The following is a 21,095-nucleotide window of genomic DNA, read 5'->3' on the forward strand; positions in this document are numbered from 1 at the left end:
TTGTCCTTACTTTTTTGCCAAGTAATACAGATATATGCCGAAGGAAGGCATAAAATGTATGTCCTTATCCGAACACTAGGGGAGAGAGGAATTTGCCAGGAGGGAAGGATGACAGGTGTATTATATTAAAGATGCCAAGATTCGCAGAATGATGGAGTATGACGGTGCACCTTGTGCAGAAGTAGGTGTGTTGCCAGGTGCTGTTAGTGATCCTGCGCTTTTGGTGTATATCGTAGAAGATCAACGCGAGGAAGGATATGATATTGTCCGTATTCTCACTAACGACGCTGATACTTCTACCGATTGGTTTGATAACAATATGCATGATGCCTTTAAAGATGTGACTTCGAGCGCGTTTACAGGCAGTATGATTATGACACCAGAAGATGAACGTTCTAAATTTCAGAGAGAATTAATGACATACGGAGATTTAAAAAAGCAGCTGGAGCAGCATTTTCGGAATCTGGAGTAGAATAGAGTAGAAACGAGGGTATCCTTACGCATGAAAATAGCTAGGACACCCTCGTTATTATTAAAACAGGATTATGCTTACTTTTTTTCCAAAATGTTTGATCTTGAAAATTCTGCTGAATAAGGTATAATAAATATCGTTGCGTCAATACATATCATTAATTCTTATATGTCCCGGTAGCTCAGCTGGATAGAGCATGCGCCTTCTAAGCGCACGGTCAGGGGTTCGAATCCCTTCCGGGACGTCAAGTAACAGCCTTCCTTCGGGAGGCTGTTTTTGCGTACAGGGGAAGAGAAGCCCGGGTGGTTCGTCGGAGCAAAAGCATCGAAAGGATCAGCTTCGCAGTCAGCCCGAAAGGGCTGCATCCCGCCCGGGACAAGTAACAGCCTTCCTTCGGGAGGGCTACTGAAAAACTAGCCTTTCTTGGTAAAGGCACGAACACATATCAAAAAAACGACTTTCATTCGGAAGAAACTGAATGAAAGTCGTTTTTTTTCTCACTATTTACTTAGCTTTGGACTACTCCATCAACTTCAAAATTCGTTTTATATTAACAGCGAATGTAGCCATGACTCCCTGAATTTCCATGCCAACCACTCGCATCTCAAAACGGAAGGACTCTATCCTTATGATATCCGAAATATGGATGAGGCACAAAGGAAAATTGAAGATTACATTCGATTTTATAACCAACATCGGCCACAACGAAAGCTAAATAATCTGCCTTGTCTAGCAGTACATGACGGGGCGAAAGCGACAGCAAGCAAAGCCCAAGACAAAAAGCATCTGTTTACAAACTATCTCTTTTGTGCCGACTTAAGCTCGGCTGTCAAATCGTTTCGTTTATAAGCCATTTGTTTATGCATGGCAAGGCAATGGGCACTGGTTTGCTTCAGGGTTAGCTTCCGACATTACTTCACGCGAAATCGTGACCGTTATAAGGCTGGAATATTAGTTGAATGCAACCGCAATCGGTTGAACTAATTATTCAAGCACTGATTTTGATGTTAAGCCCAATAAATAAGTGAGTATACCAGCGAAAACTAATGTTTTTAGACTACAATCTTGAGTTTTATGACTAGAACATAATAAAGCGCTTTCATTAAGATTATGATGTACATGTTCGGTGCTATTCAACAAACGAAAGGGGTGAAGGCATGGACAATAATGCCCGATGATCCTCGTTAATGAGTTGGTGCAAGCAGGATTCGGTTCCCTCTACACCAAGACCATCAGCAAGGATCGGAGGTATATTGTATGTAAAATAGAAACAACAACTGTTGACTGCTACCCTGCAACTGTTATTTTTTTGCTAATTAAGATGGGTAAGTCGATCTCGAAGGTGAAGAAATCATTTACGGAAGACCTTACGGTAATGGTCAATATTAAACTTGTATGGATTATTGAGTAAGTGTTGTGATGTTTAATCGGGTAAATATTCTACTTAGTAAACTTGTTGAGTACGGAAGCCTATTTTTTGGCTGATAGTATTGGTGATATTACCAAGTGCAAGATGCAAAATTAAATGGTGATTGTAAATCACCGAAGGGTAGATAACCAAAGAGAACTATCAAAAAAGACAACAGAGGGAGAGGCGACAATGAAGAAAAAAATGATTAGTAAGGCAATGTGTTGTGTGCTTGGCGCAAGTATGCTTTCTAATGTACTGCTTGTAGGACAACCAGTACATGCATCCTTGGGGTATTTTCCTGAGCCGTTACCGATATCGAATGAGTACTATTATCAAAACGAAACACTGCAACCATACGGGGCAAGTTTCCATATTGATGAGTTAAAGAACTGGAATCCCGACAATGACCCAGATGCACGTTATAATAGGAGTTCGGTTCCACTAGCAAAAAGATGGATGGGTGCATCTGTAAATCCAGACGCATCACGTGATGCAAGAATGATACCTCTTAGTGGTACAAGCTCACGTGCAAGTCAGGCACCGTCACAAGGTGGAGAGGGTTCATATGCTTATACACCCACATTTTTTCAATACATGGATATTAACAACTATTGGGGTGGTTCATCAGCTGAAGGACCGATTGCTATACCAACACCTGAGCATATCGATTCTTCTCATAGAAATGGCGTAAAGGCAACTGGAACTATTTTTATTCCTTGGGGAGATGCTCAATTTGGCGGTAAGTTTATTGATCAACTAATTGAGCAGGACACTAAAGGTAATTTTATTGCCGCAGATAAATTAATTGAAATCGCCCAATACTATGGATTTGATGGATATACTATTAACCAAGAGTCAAGTTCAAGTCCTGCAAGCATGGCAAAATTTAAGGAAATGCTTGCTTATATTGAGAAGAAAAAGCCACAGAATTTCGTAATGACTTGGTATAATGGTAAGGGTCGGTTAGGTGATTCTGATGTGAAAACTTGGTTACAAGACGGAGAAGTAAGACTGAATGACGACTGGTGGCTTGACATGAGTTGGGGTAATATCGATGAAACAATCAAGACAACTGTAAATGCAGGTAGAAGTCCTTTTGATATACATGCTACATGGGAGAACTTCCCTTATACTGACAAAGGGGCTAACGTTTCCTATTTGCTTGGAGCGGATAATAAATTAAAAGTTTCTCTTGGTATCTTAGGTTCTAATTCAACACTTATAAGTTCTAAGACAATAGATGATTTTATGAATAAGGAAGATCCACGCCTATGGACAGGACCAACAGCTGATCCGAGAAGTGCACGCACTAAAGGAGCTTTTCCAGGGTTTTCAAGTCTTATTGCAGACCAGACACCGATTATAGGGGATGAATTTGTAACTAACTTCACAGTTGGTAACGGTAAGAAATTCTACGAAGACGGTGTTGTTACTGGTAAAGAAAACGGTTGGTATAACCGTTCACTAACGGATATAATGCCAACATGGCGTTGGATTGTGGATAGTGAAGGTTCTAAACTAACTCCAAAATTTGATTATGCGGATGCTTGGTGGGGTGGTACTTCACTAAATCTATCGGGTAATCTAGATGCAGATAAAGCAAATCACATAAAATTATACAGCTCACAGCTAGAAATTAAAGATAACAGTAAGGTAAGCATAACGTATAAAACACCTAAAGACGGTGTAGATATGTCTATCGGTTTAGCCTTTGGTGATAACTATGACGATAGTAATTTTGAATTTTTCACTGTCCCTGTTGGGGTGGAGAAGAATGGTTGGACAACTGCTACTATCGATTTACCAAAACACGATAAAAAAGCAATTGCGATATCCTTGAAACTAAATGCAACTACGGATGTTACGGGTTATTCTATTAATATCGGTAAACTTGCATTTACAACAAATGAAGTTGTTCCTTCAGCACCATCTGCAATCACACTAGATGATTCAGTATACGTAAATGATTCAACAGCAGAAGCAAGAATTTATTGGGAAAAATCTGCTAATGCGTCTTTATATACCATTCATCGTGTGCATGCTGACGGTAAAAAAGAGTTTATAGGTGCAACATCAAGTGATGCTTTCTATTTAGGAAGATTTATAAAAGATGGTGAGGAAAAGCAGTCTAGTTTTGCAGTTACAGCTTACAATTCAAATGGAACAGTGGGTGGAGTAAAAACATTCAATTTTAACTGGCTTGATGTTACTAATGGTTTCGAAGACGCAGGGGTTGAAGGTGCAAATATTGCATTGAACGTTCCAGTGGTTGATGATGGATCTTTTGATCCAGGTGGTAAGATTGACAAGCTTAACGATGGAATTATCCCAAGCAGTAAATGGGCTTCCCTTAAAACAAATGCATCAGCTTACTTAGACTTAGGCAAGGATATGGATATAAGCCGTTGGGTTGTTAAGCATGCTAACGTTGCAGGAGCGGGAGAAGGAGTAGATTTCAACACGGATACCTTCGACTTACAGTATGCAACAGATGACGGTAATGAAATTTTAAACCCTGCAGACCCTACTAGTAAGAGTAGAATTATAAATTTAAAGTATACAAAAATTGACGAGGTAATTGGAAACCGCCAAGACGTTACAGATCGTGTTCTTGATACACCAATTAAAGCACGATATATTAGACTTCATGTTACGAAAAGTGACAACTGTCCTTGGCATGCAATTCGTATTTATGAATTTGAGTTGTATGAGAATGCTTATACCCCTCATACTGAACCATTGCTAGACCGTAATGTTACAGTAAAAAATAATATCGGTGCAAAAGATACTGTAGTAATTGATAATGTTTCGCTACCAGTAGGTGCCACTGGTAAACCTGCTGAGGATACAGGTTTAATTAAACTATATGATAGCCTAACAGCAGAAACTCCAATTGCACAAGTAAAAGCAGTACAGCCAGATGAAAGATACAAACAACTTAGACGAGGTGTAGCTTCTTTTGACGGCTTAGAGTTAAAAACTGAAAGTGGCAGATTATATTACACAACACAAGAAAACGGAATGGTAAGTTTACGTTATAGTGTTGAGTACGCTCCTGAGACAGGGATAGAAATTAAAGCACCAACATCAATTAATTTGGAACATTCTTTAAAGGGTAATCAAACACGTAGCAAATACGGTATTCTTACTTTGAAAGGATTAGATGTTGGAACTCATATGAAGATTTTTGAATCCGCTGATTCAAAATCACCGATTTTACATTCCAGTCTAGTCCAAGAAGGTGAAGATTCCATTAAGCAGGAAAGAGTTCCATTATCCGAAGACGGTGGCACAATCTATTACGAACTGAAACAATCAGGAAAACCTGATTCAGGAAGATTAGAGTTTGTCTACGGGATAACTGATGCTCTTAATGTTGACCAGTCTTCATTAAAAGACTTAGTAAATCGTTATAGCAATTTTAAAGAATCAGATTATATTTCCGCTACATGGGTGCAATTTTCAAAAGCTTTAAATGCTGTAAAAGCATTGATTTCAACAGAAGTTAAAGCGAGTGATGCGGAAGTTAAGAGAGTCGCTTTAGAAGATTCAGTTTTAGCACTTCGTAGTGTTGGAAATATTCAAAGACTTAAAGAAGTAACTAATGAGTATGAAACAAAGTATACTGAAGACCTATATTCAGTTAATAGCTTCAAACGCTTTAGTGACGTTTTGGAGCATACTAAAAAAGTTGTCAGTGATGTAGAATCAGCAACAAGGTTTTTTACAGCTATCGAAATCGAGAAAGCAAGATTTAACCTTGATTATGCTGTACGTTACTTGGTGAATAAGGGAGATCAACAAGTAGATTCTGTATCTATCACACCTAACGATGTTGATGGTAGTATCGGAACTTCAGTAACATTTAAAGCTGAAGTAACAGGTAATGCAGATGATACAGTTATTTGGGATGTTTATGGTAATACAAGTGCTGATACTACTATCAGTAATGGGGTACTAACTATTTCTGTTGACGAAACACTTAACGGTGTATTAACAGTTAAGGCAACTTCTACTATTGATCCGACAAAATCAGGATCAGCAAACGTGTTAGTGGTAGATGAGCTACACCCAACAGTAGTTAGCGTTACAATACCAGACCAAGTGGACTCTGTTAAACGTGGAACTATCAAACAGTTTTCCTCTAATGTAGTAGTAAAAAATGATGCGTCAACAACAGTTATATGGAGTGTTTATGGTGCTGAAAATGTAGACACTAAAATTAACAACGGGTTGTTAATGGTTAACGAAAACGAAACAGCAGAACAAGTTGTAATTAAAGCAACATCTGTAGTCGACCCAACAAAGTTCGCTACTAAAACGATCAAAATAATAAAAGATGTTACAGAACTTGTGAGCGTAGCTGCACCTACTGCAGTAATTGGGGTGCCAAACGGAGCAACAAAAACCGCAGATGATCTTAAATTACCGGCTACAGTTGAGGTAGTAACTGATAGCGGTACTATGAATGCGTATGTGGAATGGGATTTAGACTCAGTAAGTTACGATCCTAGTGTAAAGACAGAACAGACATTTACAGTAAACGGAACAGTAACACTTCCTGAATGGGTATTAAATACAACTAATATTTCATTAACTATAAGTGTTCAGGTGACAGTAGATGCTACAACCATAGTTGCAATCGCTGATAAAACAGCACTTGTAGCCAAGATAGCGTCAGCAAACACATTGATTTCGACAAGCTATACTCAAGCATCATGGGGTATCATGCAGAATGCATTGTTAGAAGCTAAAAAAGTTAATAATGATGCAAAAGCAACACAGGCAGAGGTTGATTCATCTTTAAATGTATTAACAAGAGCTATTGATAGTCTTGTAACAGTACAATCACCGAAACCTGACCCAGATCCAACACCAACACAAACGCCCAAACCAGACCCAACACCAACGCAAACGCCCAAACCAGACCCAGTTTATGAAATAACAGTTTCAGGATCTCAGGTAACAGCTATTGTTCCTGTTAAAGCTGAAGTTGGAGCAAATGGATCAGCTATTGCAACAATTACTGAAAATCAGTTAGTTGAAGCTATAACAAAGGCAATGAACGAAGTTGCTAAACATGGTGCAAATGCATTCGTAGCAATCAAACTAGATGTAAATGCTCCTGCAAATACTAACGTAGTTGGACTTACTTTATCAAATGAAGCCTTAACAAAGTTCATATCTAGTAAAGCTAATCTTCTGAACATATCTACGACAAATGGGACAATGACCATTGATGCAAAAACAGTATCGAGCATTTCCAAACAGGCAACAGGAACTATTACTATAACTTTGTCGAAGATTGAAGTATCAACATTATCCGCAGAAGTTCAGCGCAAGATTGGAGACAGACCTGTTGTTAATTTTGAAATTAACAGTGGTGGTGAGACTATCTCACAATTTGACGGAAATGTAATAGTAACAATACCTTATAGACTTAAGGTAGGAGAAAATCCAAATGCAATCGTGGTATACGATATTAATACTACGGATAAGCATGAAACGCTTAGAAATTACAAGTATGATGCAACAAGCAAGGCTTTAGCATTCAAGACACCTTATTCCTCAACGTATGCTATAGGGTACAACAAGGTGGACTTTAACGATGTAGCCGAAAATTCATGGTACAACAACGCAGTAACCTTTGTATCTGCAAGGGGTATAACAAACGGATTAGGTGATGGAAATTTTGGTTCCGAAAGCAAAATAACCAGAGCACAAAGTTTGGTTATGCTAATGAGAGCTTTTGGTATCAGTCCTGATGAAAACTCTGAAAACAATTTCAGTGACGCAGGAAACACATATTATTCTGGCTACCTATCAGCGGCAAAGAGATTGGGAATCACAAACGGATTGGGTAACAATGTATTTGCACCTGACAAACAAGTTACAAGACAGGAATTGTCTGTATTGACGTACAATACTCTTAAGAACATTAATGAATTGCCGACTGTAACTGGTAAAAAAGAATTAAAAAACTTTAAGGATGCAGAAATTGTTTCTACTTATGCAACTGATGCAATGACATTGTTTGTAAAGACTGGTGTTGTATCGGGGTCAAACGGTAAACTCTTACCTAATGATAAAGCAACCAGAGCAGAATTTGTTCAGATTATTTATAATATTATGACTAAGTAAAGTGTAAAGATGTTATAGAATAATCGCATAAAAGTTAACCAAAATTGTACGCCCGAGTCTTCAGGGGGTACAATTTTTATATTCACGTATCACTCAGGAAGGGTCCTCACCAATATGAAGTGAAGCTCTGTTGGAAATTGGGGGATTTCTTCCTGAAATTTAGCTGATTCGTAGGCAAATATGGATATTGCCCTGATTTTTAAAGAGAAATTCCTTAATTTCATTCGTATGGAGCGATTATTGGATAAAATCAGGGAGATTTCCCCTAATAAACGTACCCTAATGAGAAGAAGCCTAAAGAAGCGGCCAGATTTCCTCCCAGACGGTGTCTAGAATAGCTTGCATATTATCCTCCATACTGTTAATGGCAATCACCACTTGAGCATCCGGGGCAACAACGCAGAATTGACCGTGAGCGCCATCGGCACGATAAGCATCATGAGTACACAGCCAGAATTGACAGCCGTACCCTTGGCCCCAATCGCCATCCCCATCGTTTTCGATCTGCTTTTGCGTGACAAATTCGATCCAAGCTGCGGGAATAAGCTGCTGCCCCTGCCACATTCCTTTTTGCAAAAGAAGCTGTCCAAATCGGCTTAGTTCCTCCGTGTTGATCTGAAGTCCTGCACAACCGAGGGTGATCCCATGCGGAGTCGTTTCCCAATCAACATTTTCTATACCTAGTGGCGCAAAGAGACGAGGAACGAGATAATCTCTTACGGTTTGTCCGACACTGGCCTGTATCATTGCAGAGATCATGATGGTATCCCCGCTGCTGTACGTAAACTGTTCCCCTGGAGGTCTGTCTAAAGGCAGAGATAGATAATGTTGTATCCAGTTTACATCCTTCAAGGCCAATCTCTCTTCAGCCCAAAATGGAGGAGAATCATGCCCTGTACTCATACGTAATAAATCGAACAAGGTCAATTCCCCAGGTTGCATGGAGGGAAGGGCCTCTTGTGTAAATGCGTAATCCGGAAACACTTCCCTAAGTGTTGTATCCGGTGTTAGCTTTCCTTCTTCGATGGCCAGGCCCACGGCCATGCATGTAAAAGATTTGCTTACCGAATGCTGCAAGCGCCGAATATCCTCTGCGAGATCCGATTTCCCCACTAGAGTTCCATTTTGAAGCACACGAACATTGAACACATTCAATCCACGTTCACGGATCTGGGTTTCGAAGCGAGTCATGTTTATCATTAAATGCAGCCCTCTCTCTCTAAGATTCCAAGCGGGATTAGAAAATTTGGTGGTCAAAATCATTGAAAACGTAGTGGAAACGTTTCCTGTGACTAAATATTAAATAGCTAAATCGATGGTATTCTATTCTTATTTTAAAGTCAATAAAGGCAAAGTAACTACCATTTGTGACCAATCTCCATAAAATTTAAAGCGATTTTAAAATTGAGAATCATTTTTAGTCAAAAATCATAGGTTGACTTCTAAAAAATATCTGTCCATAATGAACGTATTAAGCAATTTAGATACGAAAACAGTCAAAATGATGTCATGGGAAACGTTTCCCATTATTTCATGCGTTTCCACTAAGCTGATTTTTATCAGGTGAACGGGAGCTCATTATAGGGGTGAAACAGGGGGAATTATGAATATCAAGGATATTGCAAGGCTATCAGGCGTTGGTATCGCCACGGTCTCCAGGGTAATTAATAACTCCGGTGTCGTAAGTGATGCAACCAGAGCTAAAGTAATGGCTGTTGTAAGAGAACATAATTATATTCCAAATGGAAATGCGAGCAATCTTAAGAAAACGCGTTCTAATACGATAGCGCTTATGGTTAAGGGAATTGCAAACCCGTTTTTTGCAGACATGATCAAAGAAGTAGAGCGTCAAGTGAATCTGCGCGGGTGCCCACTTCTAATCCAGCATGTAGAAGATGGAGTGGACGAGATCAATGCTGCTCTTCAGCTCGTGAAGGAGAAGAATTTGTACGGGGTAATCTTTATGGGTGGTACATATGACCATTCCGAAGAAAAATTCAAACAATTGCCAATCCCATTTGTTTTGACTACCATCACAACTACGAAGGATGTTGATCCTGCCGTATTCTCCAGTGTGATCATTGATGATATGCAAGAGTCCTATAAAGCTGTGAGCTATCTGATCTCACTCGGACACCGGAACATATGCTTTTTGGCCAGATTTCCTTTGGTTCAGCATACTACCGGAAACCGTCGTCTTATGGGTTATATCAAGGCGCTAGAGGATCATGGGATTGAGTATGATGCTTCCTTGGTAGAGGATTGTGAATACAGTCCAAGTTCTGGCTTTACAGCTACGAAAAGACTGCTCAATAAGAAAAAAGACATCACCGCTGTATTTGCCGCATCAGATACTATTGCTATCGGAGCTGCTAAAGCTCTATTGTCTTTGGGTCTATCGATTCCAAATGATATTTCGATCATCGGATTTGACGGTATAGAGATGGCAGAATACTATCACCCATCGCTGGATACGATTAGCCAACCTGGGGTGGATATGGCGAAAGCCAGTGTTGAAATTCTGTTTGACTTGATTTCGGGCCAATCGGAGAACAAACATGTGGTATTCGAGTCTGTTTTGGTTAAGCGGGGATCTTGTAAGAAGATTAATAAACAAGCATAAACGCCTTCGGCGTCCTTATAAGGACGGTAAGCGTTTGAGCGAGAAATAGAAGGATAATTTATAGCGTAAGCATATACTTTTTTATATTTTGAAAAAAGGTTTCGCAAGGAGATGACATATGGCACTTCTAACCGTTGAGACTGGTTCTCCTACCTTAAGAATGACAACGTCCATCAGTATAATCTCCCCCGTCGATTCGGGCAACACCACCGGAGGAACGCTCTATCTGTTACATGGTGCTGGCGACAATGCTAGTACATGGTACAGGCTGACTACCATTGAGCAATATGCTAACAAGTATGGCTGCACAGTCATAATGCCTCAGGTTGGCAGAAGCTATTATACAGATATGGAGTACGGACTGGATTACTTCCACTATGTTACGCAAGAGCTTCCTGAGCTTTGTGGCCGAATGATGAGACTGGATGATGATCCGCAGAAGACGTTTGTTGCCGGTCTATCGATGGGCGGATATGGGGCACTAAAATGTGCGCTTACCTATCCCGAGCGGTACAGCAAAGTAGTTTCCTTGTCAGGCGTTACAGATATTCAGAAAAGATTGAAGGACCCGCAAATGTCTACGGATATGGCGAGGGAGATGGCAGGCACTTTCGGAAAACGCTTACAAATTAAGCCGGATCAAGATCTGTATGCTTTAGCAGCTAAATTGGTCGACGATGAACGTAAGTTGCCTTCGATTCTGACCTGCTGTGGTTCCGAAGATCCATTTGTGGAGATGAACCGGGAATTTGCTTCTCATATGCAAGCGAGTCTCTATACATTTCAATATGTTGAGACTCCAGGAACACATGAATGGAGATTCTGGGAGGAACATCTGAAGACAACTTTCGATTTCTTGTACAACTAAGAGCAATGAGCAATTGCAGAAAGAGATATTATGGAGGATTTGAGATGAAAGACCAGCAACTGACGTCCCTGTTAAACCAGATGACGCTTGAAGAGAAAATAGCACAATTGCAGCAGCTAGCTGCTAATTTCTATGAAGGAGCGGAAGAAGGAGGGCAAATCACTGGCCCTATGGCATCCATGGGGATTACGGATCACATGATTGAGAATAGTGGTTCAGTACTTGGACTTTCGGGCGCAGAGCAAGTCATTGCCGTCCAGGAAGCACACTTACGTAAAAATAGATTGGGTATTCCACTGCTGATGATGGCGGATATCGTGCATGGCTTTAAGACGATTTTTCCGGTGCCATTGGCGATTGGTTGCTCTTGGGATATGGAACGAGCGGAGCTAAGCGCCGAGATTGCTGCTAAAGAAGCGGCAGTATCAGGTGTACACGTTACTTTTGCACCTATGGCGGATCTTGTTCGGGACCCGCGTTGGGGAAGAGTGATGGAGTCTACCGGCGAAGATCCTTATTTGAATGGTAGGTTTGCCCGTGCATTTGTACGCGGGTTTCAGGGGAATGACTTGACGGATGATGTAAGTCGCCTGGCGGCTTGCGTTAAGCACTTTGCAGCCTATGGTCTATCCGAAGGCGGACGGGATTATAATACGGTCGATTTATCAGAACGTCAGCTACGGGAATATTATCTGCCAGCCTATCGTGCAGCACTGGATGAGGGTGCAGAAATGGTTATGACTTCGTTCAACACGATTGACGGGATTCCGATAAGCGGGAACGTTAAGCTGCTTCGTCAACTGCTACGTGAGGAATGGGGCTTTGACGGCGTGTTGATCTCGGATTGGGGCGCGGTGAAGGAACTGATCCCGCATGGTGTGGCCGAGGATGAGGCTGAAGCAGCTCTTAAAGCTATCAAAGCTAGCGTGGATATCGAGATGATGACAGAGTGTTATGTGCACCAATTGCCAGCGCTTGTAGCGGATGGGCAAGTGGATGAAAGCATCATTGATGAAGCCGTACTTCGTATTTTGAAATTGAAGCAAAGACTGGGCTTGTTTGAGAATCCGTTACGTGGGGCAGATATAGAGAAGGAGCGCGAGGTGATTTTCTGTGAGGCTCACCGGACAGCAGCGAGAGAATTAGCGGTTAAATCCTGCGTACTGCTGAAGAATGATCAGGTTCTGCCGCTTACGACAGAGCAGCGGATTGCGCTAATCGGACCGTTTGCTAATAACGGAGATATTCTTGGACCATGGTCCTGGTTAGGTTCAACAGAAGAAGCTAGCCGTCTTGCTCCAGCTCTTGAAGCTCGTGCAGCTGCAGGTAAGGTTACTGTTGCAGAAGGCTCCGGGATTGAGAGCTTTACAGAAGAGCAATGGCTGGAAGCGAAAGCGGTAGCGCTGGAAGCCGATGTGATTGTGCTGGCACTTGGCGAACATTCGGATATGAGCGGAGAAGCTGGAAGTCGTTCAGATATCTGCTTACCGGAAGCGCAGCGTGAGCTTTTGCAACGTATGAAGACGCTGGGTAAGCCTATTGTGGTGGTGTTGTTTAACGGACGCCCACTGGATCTTAGTGGTGTGATCGAGAACGCGGATGCCATTCTGGAAGCCTGGTTCCCAGGAAGCGAGGGCGGTGCGGCTATTACAAGCCTTCTATATGGGGACGAGAATCCGTCCGGAAGATTGACGATGTCGTTCCCTGTATCTGTAGGACAAATTCCTGTCTATTACAATCATTTCAACACTGGACGTCCTCTACATGCACCGGGTGCGGACAAACGTTATGTCTCACAATATCTGGACATTCCTAATGAGCCGTTTCTGCCATTTGGCTTTGGTCTTAGTTATACGACATTTAGCTATAGTGAACCGAACCTTTCCGGTGAAATAATGACGAAGGATCAGCCCATTAAGGTTACTGTTACGGTGACTAATACGGGTAATGTACAAGGAGAAGAGGTAGTACAGCTCTATATCCGAGACATTTCAGGAGAAGTTGTCAGACCGATGAAGGAACTGAAAGACTTTGCCAAGATCAGCCTCTCCCCGGGAGAATGCAAGGAAGTGAGCTTTACACTTACGGAAGCTCAGCTTCGTTACTATCATAGCGATTTAAGCTTTAGCAGTGATCCGGGACAATTCAAATTGTTTGTGGGTCCAAATAGCCAAGAGGTTAAAGAACGCGATTTTCGCTTAACATTAGCTTAAGTAGAATATATACGACACAGACTGTCGTAATAGAGGAGTGCAAGAATATGACTACTAATATGAATTCTAACATCCATTTAAACGCTGGAGACTTATCATTCACTTTTACAAACAGTGGGGACTTGTTCCAAGTTCTCCATGAACGGACAATGATCAATCAATTGCTGCCTAATATTGTGGATGGCTCATTATCCAATCTATATTTACGTATTCATAGTAATGGAAGCATTCAAGCTGTTCCTTTGCTGGGCATTCATTCCTCAAGCACTGTACGCAAGGCTGGGAACCGCTTGGTTTGGGAAGGTACAGCGGAAAATATCGAGTATCAGGTTATTTTTACTCCGACGGCTCAAGGCGCTTGGTTCTGGGACGTCAAGCTTACAGGGCAAGATGCAGATGTGGATCTCGTGTACGGACAAGATGTGGGTATTGCCGATATCGGTGCTGTTCGCAGTAATGAAGCCTACCTGTCACAGTATATTGACCATGCCGTATTCGAGGATCAGTCAAAGGGATATGTCGTATGCTCCAGACAGAACCAACCGCAAGGCGGCAAATTTCCATATCTACAACAGGGTGCAATCACTAAGGCAGCAAGCTTCTCAACAGATGGTTTCCAATTCTTTGGATTGTCTTATAAAGAGACCAATCAACCAGAAAGCCTGAGTCGTGAGCAATTAAGTAATGAAATCTATCAATATGAATTCGCGTATACTGCCCTGCAATCGGAGCGGGTGAAGCTGAGCGGGGAAGCCCGGTTTGTATTTTATGGATTGTTCAAGCAAGATCATCCAGAAGCGATTACCTCGTTAGAATTTACGAAGGATGTTGCTGCGGCTTGGGAAACGGTAAAGGAGTTGCCTTTAGTAGCTGAAGCACCGCTCGAGCGTTCTTTCTTGACGAAAGAGCTGGGAGCACCACTAGCTGCAAATTCTCTGACGAGTGAAGAGGTCGAAGCCTTGTTCCCGGTTCGCTATCAAGAGGAAAAAGAGGGAGACCAGCTTCTGTCTTTCTTCACGGAAAATTATGAGCATGTTGTATTGAAAGAGAAGGAACTTAAGGTAGAGCGCCCTCATGGTCATATTCTAATGAGTGGAGATAATGCCAGACTTAACGATAAGGTAATCACTACGACTTCCTATATGTACGGGATTTTTAACTCCCAAGTAGTCATTGGGAATACCAATTTCAACAAGCTAATGTCTAATCCTAGAAATGCCCTTAACATTCCAAAAGCTTCAGGACAAAGAATCTATGTACAGTGGAATGGCGAATATCGGTTGCTGACCATGCCGTCTTTATTTGAAGTTGGTTTCAACTATGCCCGTTGGTCTTACAGAACAGATGGCGAATGTTTCATTATTACGAACTACACTACTGCAGCTTCTCCGGAGATATTCCTGAATGTGCGTACGGAAAGCGGAAAAGCTTACCGCTATTTAGTCACTAATCAAATCACTATGAACGTTAACGAATACGAGCTCCCATATCAATTTAAGCAAGAAGAGGGAACCGTAACCTTCTCGGCTGATAGAAGCGCACTAAGTGCAGGGGAATATCCTGATCTGCAGTATAAATTCCAGGTACAAGGAGCGGATTTCACTCTTCAAAATGAAGGTAGACTTGTCTCTAATGCTGAGCAGTCTGATGCACCCTTAGCTATTCTGGAACTGTCGGAGAGTAGTGAGTGGACATTGAACATTCAAGGTCTTCTGGATGGCAAGGAGATTCAATCGAGCAGCCGCACAGCTGAAGAGGAGATTTCCGCATACCGCGAGTTCTATAGCGGGGTTATGAATGGCTTCCGCTTGACGTTAGGTGATGGGTCCGAAGGTGAGTTGTTTAAGGTAAATGCTCTAGCTTGGTGGTATACACATAATATGCTCGTCCATTATTCAGTCCCTCACGGATTGGAACAATATGGCGGCGCTGCTTGGGGAACCCGTGACGTGTGTCAGGGACCAGTGGAATACTTTATGGCTACGCAAAAATACGATCAGGTTCGTGAAATATTGCTGACCCTGTATGCTCATCAATATGAAGATGACGGTAATTGGCCACAGTGGTTCATGTTTGATAAATATACGAAGATTCAACAAGAGGAGAGCCATGGGGATATTATTGTATGGCCGCTCAAAGTGCTTGGAGACTATTTGGCGGTAACGCAAGACTACAGTATTTTGCAAGCGACTGTGCCGTATACTCGTAAGCATAGCTTTGATTTTACAGAGGAAAAAGCGACGTTGCTGGATCATGCACGAAAGGAAGTTGCTTATATTAAGAATCACTTCCTGCATGACACGCATTTGTCTTCTTACGGTGATGGAGACTGGGATGATACACTCCAGCCTGCAAATCCACAGCTGAAGCAATACATGGTTAGTAGCTGGACAGTGGCGCTTACCTATCAGACATTAAATCAGTTCTCAGAAGTGCTTCATAAAGTTGATCCAGCAGGTTCAGAAGAGCTGAAAGCGATGGTGGAGGGAATCCGTGAGGATTTCAACACACATATGCTCCAAGCTGAAGTAATTCCTGGATTCCTGTATATGGAGGACCCAGAGCAGGTGAAGCTTATGGTACATCCAAGCGATACAGAAACCGGGATCCAATACCGTCTGCTGCCAATGACGCGCAGTATGATCAGTGAGCTGCTGACACCAGAACAAGCCCAAGCGCATTATGAAGTGATCCAGGATAAACTGTTCTGCCCTGACGGCGTTCGTCTAATGAACCGTCCAGCCCAATATGTTGGCGGCGTAAGCACCCACTTCAAACGTGCGGAGCAAGCTTCTAACTTTGGTCGGGAAATTGGACTACAATATGTACATGCACACATCCGTTATGTAGAAGCTATGGCTAAGCTAGGGAAAACCGATCAGGTCTGGAATGGCCTAGCGGCGATCAATCCGATTGGGATCCGCGACGTGGTGCCAAACGCTGAACTACGTCAAGCTAACTCGTATTTCAGTAGCTCGGATGGTAAATTTAACACCCGTTATGAGGCGCAGGAGAATTTCGATAAACTGCGTAATGGTGACGTAGCTGTCAAAGGTGGCTGGAGAATTTATTCAAGCGGTCCTGGGATCTATATGAACCAGTTAATCTCAAATGCACTGGGGATCCGTACCGAAGGCGGAGATTTAATCATCGACCCGATTCTTCCGGAGTCGCTGGACGGAATGCACTTTAGCTTTGAATATGCAGGCACTAAGGTAGACTTTATTTATCACCTTACGGGCTCTGATAACAGCCGGGTTACTGTTAACGGTACGGAAGTGCAAGCGGAAGGTACGCTTAATCGCTACCGTAGTGGCGGTATCCGAATCAAGCGTGTGGACTTTGATCGTCTCTGCGTGGAAGCTGGAAATGTGATAGACATTTATAAGTAAGATCATGTTTGAAGGGCAATCTCCGTGATAAGCGTGGAGATTGCCCTTTTTTCTATACCTTTTACATACGGCTCGGTGTCGGTAACCCAAGTACTCCTAGCACATCCCCTAAAGTATCCTTAAATCTCGAAGTGAGCCAGAGACGAAAGGCAATGGTAGCCGCGTCACCTTTTAAAATCGGACATATAGAATAGAAGTTATTGAATAACGTAGCTAAGGTATGCGCGTAAGTGCAGAGTATATTTGGCGTCAATTCTATGCTTGCAGAATACAACGTCTCCTGCCAGAGGCTAAGCTGTCTCAGCAAAGCAAGCTCTGCTTTTTCCATTTCAAGTGGGAATTGAAGCTGTGAGGCATCTGTAATTAATGGGGTTGTTGATTTGCCCAAAACACTGCTAGCACGCGCATAGGTGTACATCAGATAAACCCCGGTATTGCCGGATATTTCGGTAGCCTGTTTGAAATCAAACACGATTTCCGTTCCCAGATTAAACCGCAGCAGATAATAACGAATGGCAGCAGTCGCAATGATGTGGCTGGAAAGCCCCTCTTTTTCGGAGCGCGAATGTTCTATGTTCTGTTCCATAAGCTTCACTAAATCAATCACCTTAACGCCAATTCCTTGGCGTCCGGACATGGCATAAGAAGATTTTCCTTCTGAAATATCTATCCCCAGCTCGTCAGCCGAGGCCGGACTAAGAGAAACAACGCCATAACTTACATGATGTAGCTTCTCTGCTTGATCGTTATAACCTAGTGCGCCTAAAGCCTGCTTAACCATTTGTTGCGGATATTCCTGTCTATAATCGATCACGTTAATGACACGGTCCGCATGTCCATAGGGCTCCTGGGTTCCAGTTAATCCAGTGGTCCATAAGCCGGTCGAGAATTCACTGTAGGTGAAATTTTTGGTTAGTAAACCGAATTTCCAGAGATGATAGGCAATGTCTTTAGCCGTGTACGTCAAAATCCCATTCGAACGCACAAGCACCTTATCCAGCTGATGATCCTCTGAATCCGCTCCATTGCTGACATCTGTCCCTTGTTTTAGCACCCAGCATCCCGCAAGCTTACCTTCAGTCTCCTGTACAAAAACTGTCGTTTGCTGCAATTTCTCAGACGCGGCTGCCCAGAATCCTTCTTTTAAAATATTGCTCTCCCATACCAGTAGGTCATAGTGAATACCAAAACGCTTCATTTCTGCTACATGTTCTCTCACAATACGTTCAGCGACAAGGTTGCCCAGCCACGCCTGATTGCCGTCACCTTGTTCAAGAGCATGCAGCATATCCGTGCGCTTGTGTGTCATCTCTGGATTCTGTGCATATTCTTTGTTCACTTTGGCATAAAGATCCCAGCAATAATCACCGAAACGTTGATGATCCCCTTCTAAAGGTACATTTAATAAACCAACGACTGTATCTGCCAGCTGGTTGCCCAGATCATCCACGTAGTTATGGACCTCTACGTTATGTCCGGTTCTTTTCATGATTCTGACCAATGCATCGCCGATGCAAGCATTTCTCAGATGGCCTACATGAGCAGCTTTGTTTGGGTTGATTGAAGTGTGCTCGATGATAACCTTCTCCCCCATGCTATCTGGCAGATCAAAGGAATGTTTAGCCCACATCTGCCAGTCCATGTACAAATTAATAAATCCGGGTGCGGCTACCTCGACTTTTTGTAAAAGACCTGTGTAACTCTCTTCTAATGTAATTTCTGCTTTTACTAACTCTGCTATGACGAGAGGGGATTTGCGCAGGGTTTTGGCTAGCTGCATAGCAATATTGCAGGAATAATCACCATGCTCTAGATTAGCTGGCTGTTCGATCAGAATATCAATATCGCTTGGGTAGGGGATTTCTAAGGTGTGGAATACTTTTTTTACGCTTTGCTCAATGCTGTTTTTGATGATTTGACTTAACATTTTATACCCTCCTTTGAAAATACAAAAAAGCCCTCGTCTCAAAAGAGACGAGGGCTTTAGCGCTCGCGGTACCACTCTCGTTGCTAAACAGCGTTTAGCCACCTTACAGGATAACGGTCTTCAGCCGGGGCTTCCTACTTGGGTTCAGAAGTCCATCTCACAGGTGCGCTTCATTAGGTGCTCTGTACCGGCTTACACTTACCCGGCTCGCTGAGGACTAGAACACGTTAACTACTCTCCCGCTCATCGATGCTTGAATGATTTTTATCAGTATAACGAATATTTCGAAAAAAGCAATAGGGTGCTCCTCAGTGAAATCTAGAAGATGCTTGAGTTTTAGATTGTTCAATTAGTAGATTGCAAATTCAAAGAATAGAGGGTTGTTTCATTTTGAATGAAAATTCCTTTGCATAAATGTCCACACATTAGATTTAAATACAGAATATTACTATATAGAGCTATAAATTATGAACCATGTTACTAGAGTTATAGTTTGCAAACTTTCAAACTGCTAGTGGAAGAAAGGAGTGAATACAGATGGCTTTATTTTCAACCGGACCTATAGATAATGGTCCAATTCTGGGGGTCAGACAGACACAAATCGTAACAGTAAAAGCAGTTAATCGTGATTCTCTTAATCCATATACTTTTGTCATTCAAGGCTATTTATTAAATGGATCAAGAACGATGTACGTGAATGAAACGCTAAATCTCGCATCTAATCAAGTTTTAACTAGGAACTATTTTGCTGATTTAGACGCATTTGAATTTGAGTTTGCAACATTAGACGATGCTGAAGTAGAGGTAGGAATCTCGGTCTGGGGCAAACGGGCTTCGGGGGAATTGGTAGATCCTCATCGCATAGTAGCGCGGGAAAAATATTTAGGAATAATCTAAAGGAGTGTTGAAAAATTGAGCTATTTATCTACTGGGCCGATAGATAATCCCATGGTGGGAGGTATACGACCTACTCAACATGTTACGATCAAAATCGATAACCGAAGCGACGTTATTTCTTCTACGGTTCTCGTCCAAGGATATCATATGGATGGGACAAGAACTTTATATGTTAGTGAACTTGTTAACGTTATGCCTGAGCAAGATATTACAAAGGATTATTATGCGGATTTTGATGCGTTTGAATTTATATTTACGACTTTAAGCATGGTAGATGATCCTATTCAAATTTCAGTCTGGGGAAAAAATAGTGTGGGTCAAATCGTGACTGCTCACCGACTTGTCCATTCTGAATTACTAGGAGCAACGGTAGGGGGAACTGGGGCAACAGGTGCAACGGGTGCGGATGGAGCAACTGGAGCGACAGGTGCAACCGGAGCTGATGGAGTGACTGGAGCGACAGGTGCAACGGGAACCGATGGAGCGACTGGAGTGACCGGAGCAACGGGAGCAACAGGGGCCGACGGAGCGACTGGAGCGACGGGTGCAACGGGAGCCGATGGAGTGACTGGAGCGACTGGAGCAACCGGAGCCGATGGAGCGCCTGGAGGAGCGACTGGTGTAACGGGAGCGACTGGAGTGACCGGAGCAACGGGAGCGGACGGAGTGACTGGAGCAACGGGTGCCGATGGAGCGACTGGAGCAACGGGAGCAACGGGAGCGGAAGGAGTGACTGGGGCAACGGGTGCAACAGGAGCGGACGGAGTGACTGGAGCAACGGGGGCCGATGGAGCGACTGGAGCAACCGGAGCCGATGGAGCGACTGGAGCAACGGGTGCAACGGGAGCCGATGGAGTGACTGGAGCGACTGGAGCGACTGGAGCAACCGGAGCTGATGGAGCGACGGGTGCAACGGGAGTGGACGGAGCGACTGGAGCAACGGGGGCCGATGGAGCGACTGGAGCAACGGGGGCCGATGGAGCGACTGGGGCAACGGGGGCCGATGGAGTGACTGGAGTGACTGGAGCAACGGGGGCCGATGGAGCGACTGGAGCAACGGGTGCAACGGGTGCAACGGGAACGGACGGAGCGACTGGAGCAACCGGAGCTGATGGAGCGACTGGAGCAACGGGGGCCGATGGAGCGACTGG

At 43.1% G+C, this 21,095-nt stretch carries 11 protein-coding genes, 1 tRNA gene, 1 pseudogene and 1 other annotated feature; of the genes and pseudogenes, 11 read left to right on the top strand and 2 right to left on the bottom strand.

The genetic code is table 11. The annotated features are described in order from the left end of the window. The first annotated feature begins 115 nt into the window (after positions 1-115). From UQ64_RS01565 to UQ64_RS01585, 5 genes are all read left to right on the top strand, one after another. Positions 116-472, top strand: a complete 357-nt coding sequence (locus tag UQ64_RS01565) for a hypothetical protein (protein ID WP_060621794.1) — start codon at positions 116-118, stop codon at positions 470-472. Positions 473-642: 170 nt separating this feature from the next. After that, positions 643-716, top strand: a tRNA-Arg gene (locus tag UQ64_RS01570). 179 nt (positions 717-895) lie between these two features. After that, on the top strand, positions 896-1,321 hold the full coding sequence (locus UQ64_RS32505) for an integrase core domain-containing protein (RefSeq protein ID WP_060621795.1): 426 nt from the start codon (positions 896-898) through the stop codon (positions 1,319-1,321). Positions 1,322-1,646: 325 nt separating this feature from the next. Continuing rightward, on the top strand, positions 1,647-1,883 hold the full coding sequence (locus tag UQ64_RS01580) for a hypothetical protein (RefSeq protein ID WP_060621796.1): 237 nt from the start codon (positions 1,647-1,649) through the stop codon (positions 1,881-1,883). Between the two features lie 189 nt (positions 1,884-2,072). Beyond that, positions 2,073-8,024, top strand: a complete 5,952-nt coding sequence (locus UQ64_RS01585; protein ID WP_060621797.1) for an endo-beta-N-acetylglucosaminidase — start codon at positions 2,073-2,075, stop codon at positions 8,022-8,024. A gap of 294 nt (positions 8,025-8,318) precedes the next feature. Here UQ64_RS01585 and UQ64_RS01590 read toward each other — a convergent pair whose 3' ends face one another. After that, a complete protein-coding gene (locus tag UQ64_RS01590) occupies positions 8,319-9,224 on the bottom strand; it encodes a serine hydrolase domain-containing protein (protein WP_060621798.1) in 906 nt (301 codons plus the stop codon). A 403-nt stretch (positions 9,225-9,627) separates the two neighbouring features. Here UQ64_RS01590 and UQ64_RS01595 point away from each other — a divergent pair, with 403 nt between their 5' ends. From UQ64_RS01595 to UQ64_RS01610, 4 genes are all read left to right on the top strand, one after another. Next, positions 9,628-10,647 (top strand): LacI family DNA-binding transcriptional regulator, encoded by a 1,020-nt coding sequence (locus UQ64_RS01595; RefSeq protein ID WP_042191311.1) that lies wholly within the window; start codon positions 9,628-9,630, stop codon positions 10,645-10,647. Positions 10,648-10,765: 118 nt separating this feature from the next. Then, positions 10,766-11,515, top strand: a complete 750-nt coding sequence (locus tag UQ64_RS01600; protein WP_060621799.1) for an alpha/beta hydrolase — start codon at positions 10,766-10,768, stop codon at positions 11,513-11,515. A 44-nt stretch (positions 11,516-11,559) separates the two neighbouring features. Continuing rightward, a complete protein-coding gene (gene bglX, locus UQ64_RS01605) occupies positions 11,560-13,728 on the top strand; it encodes a beta-glucosidase BglX (protein ID WP_060621800.1) in 2,169 nt (722 codons plus the stop codon). Between the two features lie 47 nt (positions 13,729-13,775). Continuing rightward, positions 13,776-17,120 carry a GH36-type glycosyl hydrolase domain-containing protein gene (locus tag UQ64_RS01610; RefSeq protein WP_060621801.1) on the top strand — a complete coding sequence of 1,115 codons (3,345 nt, stop codon included), beginning with the start codon at positions 13,776-13,778 and terminating at the stop codon, positions 17,118-17,120. 61 nt (positions 17,121-17,181) lie between these two features. Here UQ64_RS01610 and UQ64_RS01615 read toward each other — a convergent pair whose 3' ends face one another. Beyond that, complete coding sequence (locus UQ64_RS01615; RefSeq protein WP_060621802.1) at positions 17,182-19,047, bottom strand: arginine--tRNA ligase; 1,866 nt, start codon at positions 19,045-19,047, stop codon at positions 17,182-17,184. A gap of 40 nt (positions 19,048-19,087) precedes the next feature. Next, positions 19,088-19,303, bottom strand: a binding site (T-box leader). Between the two features lie 281 nt (positions 19,304-19,584). Here UQ64_RS01615 and UQ64_RS01620 point away from each other — a divergent pair. Together UQ64_RS01620 and UQ64_RS31925 are read left to right on the top strand one after the other, a co-directional pair. Beyond that, positions 19,585-19,944, top strand: a complete 360-nt coding sequence (locus tag UQ64_RS01620; protein ID WP_060621803.1) for a hypothetical protein — start codon at positions 19,585-19,587, stop codon at positions 19,942-19,944. Between the two features lie 15 nt (positions 19,945-19,959). Continuing rightward, a pseudogene (locus UQ64_RS31925) lies at positions 19,960-21,095 on the top strand (collagen-like triple helix repeat-containing protein); the annotation flags it as partial.

Origin of the sequence: Paenibacillus etheri, from assembly GCF_001012825.1 — a bacterium.
Classification (GTDB): domain Bacteria; phylum Bacillota; class Bacilli; order Paenibacillales; family Paenibacillaceae; genus Paenibacillus_AQ; species Paenibacillus_AQ etheri.

Bases quoted from the DNA above. Each gene is read 5' to 3' on its own strand.
- UQ64_RS01615 (WP_060621802.1), bottom strand. From the start codon at position 19,047: ATGTTAAGTCAAATCATCAAAAACAGCATTGAGCAAAGCGTAAAAAAA.
- UQ64_RS01610 (WP_060621801.1), top strand. From the start codon at position 13,776: ATGACTACTAATATGAATTCTAACATCCATTTAAACGCTGGAGACTTA.
- bglX (WP_060621800.1), top strand. From the start codon at position 11,560: ATGAAAGACCAGCAACTGACGTCCCTGTTAAACCAGATGACGCTTGAA.
- UQ64_RS01585 (WP_060621797.1), top strand. From the start codon at position 2,073: ATGAAGAAAAAAATGATTAGTAAGGCAATGTGTTGTGTGCTTGGCGCA.
- UQ64_RS01620 (WP_060621803.1), top strand. From the start codon at position 19,585: ATGGCTTTATTTTCAACCGGACCTATAGATAATGGTCCAATTCTGGGG.
- UQ64_RS01580 (WP_060621796.1), top strand. From the start codon at position 1,647: ATGATCCTCGTTAATGAGTTGGTGCAAGCAGGATTCGGTTCCCTCTAC.
- UQ64_RS01590 (WP_060621798.1), bottom strand. From the start codon at position 9,224: ATGATAAACATGACTCGCTTCGAAACCCAGATCCGTGAACGTGGATTG.
- UQ64_RS01600 (WP_060621799.1), top strand. From the start codon at position 10,766: ATGGCACTTCTAACCGTTGAGACTGGTTCTCCTACCTTAAGAATGACA.
- UQ64_RS01595 (WP_042191311.1), top strand. From the start codon at position 9,628: ATGAATATCAAGGATATTGCAAGGCTATCAGGCGTTGGTATCGCCACG.